The following is a 2,876-nucleotide window of genomic DNA, read 5'->3' on the forward strand; positions in this document are numbered from 1 at the left end:
TTCCCGTCTCGAAATTCAGAGCCAACAACAACAAATCAAGAAGAATCAACAAGAAATCGCTCAACTCGATCGTGAATACAATCGTCTGACAATGGCAACCAGTCAAAGTCGCGAAAAACTCAAAAATACGGTTGCAGTTTCCCAGAAAGACTTGCTTGCCAAAATTGCCGCTAATGACAAACAAATTGCTGAAATAGATGGGCAATTAAATAAAACCATCGTCGAAATGGATCGTAAAGTTGCCGATATTAATGCCCAAATCAGTCAGGCGAAAATCAATCTCAAATATCAAGATATCGTTGCCCCCGTTAGTGGTACCGTATTTGAACTCAAAGCTGGAACGCCAGGTTTTGTCGCTACTTCGAGCGAACCAATCTTAAAGATTGTCCCTGATAGTATCTTAACTGCCAAAGTGTTCATCACCAATAGAGATATTGGTTTTGTCAAGCCCGGAATGCCTGTCGATGTGCGGATTGACACCTTTAACTTTACGGAGTTTGGTGACGTTAAAGGTCAGGTAGTCTCGATCGGCTCTGACGCGTTACCCGCCGACCAAGCCCACCCCTACGAGCGGTTTCCAGCCATCATCAAGCTCGACAAACAGAGCATGACGATCAAAGGTAAGCCATCGACACTCAAGTCAGGGATGGCGCTAAATGCCAATATCAAATTACGCAATCGCACGGTGATGAGCATCTTTACCGATATGGTGATGAAGCAAGAAGATGCACTCAAAACAATCCGCTAACGTTGTTAGTATATTATTTACTGCTACAGTACGATTGGCAAAAGTAGCATCGCCAATCGTGCTAGTAGTTTTTATTGACAATTGAGGAGTCGATCTGAATCGAGAAATCTAATTCACTAAAGACGACAGTTGGTATGCAAAATATGCAAAGTAACTGTCGTATTACCATAGCAAAGGCGATTAGGCTTCACCTACGTTACACGAACGAGAGAGAAAATGTGACCGAAAAGCAAATTTATTAGTGCATACAGTCCCCTTCGCAGAAAGTAGCTGTTACCAGGAAACAAAGCTAGAATAAAATAATTGGCTACCCGATCTAAATGTCCGATTCCATCCTCGATCCTGTTGAATTAGTAGGGTATCATGGCACCAACATAGAGTCAGCACGACGAATACTCGACACAGGATTTATTTCTAGTCGTAACAATTATGACTGTGCTTGTTTCCAAGAAGGTGAAGAGGTATATCCAAACTCGGCAATCTACAACAAATCCCACATTCAAGTGGCAGTTAGAGATATAAAATCGATAGCTGAATCGATATTATTGACCCAAAAAGATTTTTAAAATATATAGATCTATGCAGGTTAGTTAGATGATAGACCACACTAAAGTTGAAGAAGCGATCGATAATTACTTTAATAATACTCCAACTGCAAAAATAATCGAAAATCTAGATCGTCATGCTATCGATCGAGATGAAGATCTAGCGCGAGAAAATCTCGATCGTCCATCGATAAATAACGACAAATCGAGATCCGAAAAACTGGTAAAATTTGAAGAAGTATCTTCAGTTTTTCAGGATGCCGCGTTTATTGCTACTTCGCTTGAATCTCAGCAATCTCTCTATTTGTTGCGGAAACAGATTTTAATTAAAGATGTTCTCGAACGACCGATACTTTATCGAAAATTGAGAAGTTCTGAACTAAGTCACACCAATCTGAGCCATGCTAATTTGAGATATGCCGATCTAAGTCGTTCCGATCTAAGTCATGCCAATTTGATGTATGCCGATCTAATTTATGCCAATTTAACGTATGCGAACCTATGTGGTACTAATTTGGCTTATGCCAATTTGAGTAGTGCTAGCCTGATGAATACCATCCTTGTTGGTGCAAATTTAAATAGTGCCGATCTAAGAGATACTAATCTAAGAGAAGCCAATCTCAATGATGCTGACGTCAAAAATACTAAGTTTGGATATAACTCAGGCGTTTCTGAATTAATGAAACAAGATTTGATTGCAAGAGGAGCTATTTTCGATCTTCCCTTAGAGGAAGATTATGATTTAAAATTCTAGTTTCTTGCCAACTGCGATCGTAACCAGTTACTCATAGTGATAGCGACAGGCGAAGAAGATAATTTGCTCGTTATTCACTATGTAAATTAATCGATGTTCGAGATCGATGCGGCGCGACCAATAATCCGAATCTAGATACTTTAAAGGTTCCGGCTTGCCAATTCCGGTAAACGGATCTGACATTACGGCTGTTACCATATCTAGGATTTTAGCTGCTTTTTTAGAATCATTTTTATACCACCAACCCAAGTCCTCTTTGAATTTGGCAGTAAATACCGGACTCGATCGAATAATTTGAACGGGAGTTATTTCTGGCGGTTCTTCAGATTTTTTCTTCTTCGCCATCGATCCCTAACTCCTGGAGTAATTCTTCAATGCTCTGCGCCACTAGTTTACCCGAGCGATATTCATCGATCGAATCGAGTAAGTGACGCGCATTTGCAGGAGAACGGAACAGATAGACGGTTTCGATGAGGCTATTAAGATCTGATTCGGCGATCAAAGCCACATTCTCACCATCGCGGCGATTGATGATACAAACTTGGTGACTCTGAGCGACTCGATCGATTAATTGAAAGAATCCAGCTCTGGCTTCAGTCGGCGAGGTGATTTCGGTAGAGAACATATTTTATGTACGCAATTATGTACATAGTATCAAATTTAATCTCGGTGTAGCCAAATTTCACTAAAATAGTGCTGAAGTACTATTGAAAGGGGTATTATAATAACGCTATCTACCTGCGCTAAATATTGCCCTATGTCTTTCGTTGGTTTGCACATGCACAGTGACTACAGCCTGCTAGACGGAGCTAGTCAGTTGCCGAATTTG

Annotated in this window: 5 protein-coding genes; 3 read left to right on the forward strand and 2 right to left on the reverse strand. The window is 40.5% G+C overall.

Annotation, left to right across the window (positions count from 1 at the left end; all coding sequences use genetic code 11):
- The 3 genes from RMO35_RS18235 to RMO35_RS18245 all read left to right on the forward strand — a co-directional run.
- Window positions 1-748 (forward strand): HlyD family efflux transporter periplasmic adaptor subunit (locus RMO35_RS18235; RefSeq protein ID WP_309742882.1); only part of this gene is annotated, 748 nt, incomplete at its 5' end.
- Window positions 749-1,068: 320 nt separating this feature from the next.
- Entirely contained in the window at window positions 1,069-1,314 is a 246-nt protein-coding gene (locus tag RMO35_RS18240; protein ID WP_309742883.1) for a hypothetical protein, read from the forward strand.
- A 28-nt stretch (window positions 1,315-1,342) separates the two neighbouring features.
- Window positions 1,343-2,047 carry a pentapeptide repeat-containing protein gene (locus tag RMO35_RS18245; protein ID WP_309742885.1) on the forward strand — a complete coding sequence of 235 codons (705 nt, stop codon included), beginning with the start codon at window positions 1,343-1,345 and terminating at the stop codon, window positions 2,045-2,047.
- Between the two features lie 27 nt (window positions 2,048-2,074).
- On the opposite strand, the gene RMO35_RS18250 is transcribed toward RMO35_RS18245, so the two are convergent.
- Complete coding sequence (locus tag RMO35_RS18250) at window positions 2,075-2,392, reverse strand: Txe/YoeB family addiction module toxin (protein WP_309742887.1); 318 nt, start codon at window positions 2,390-2,392, stop codon at window positions 2,075-2,077.
- Window positions 2,370-2,672, reverse strand: a complete 303-nt coding sequence (locus RMO35_RS18255; RefSeq protein ID WP_309742889.1) for a type II toxin-antitoxin system Phd/YefM family antitoxin — start codon at window positions 2,670-2,672, stop codon at window positions 2,370-2,372. Before RMO35_RS18255 ends, RMO35_RS18250 begins: the two co-directional genes overlap by 23 nt.
- Window positions 2,673-2,876: the final 204 nt, after the last annotated feature.

This window comes from Chamaesiphon sp. OTE_20_metabat_361, from assembly GCF_031364565.1.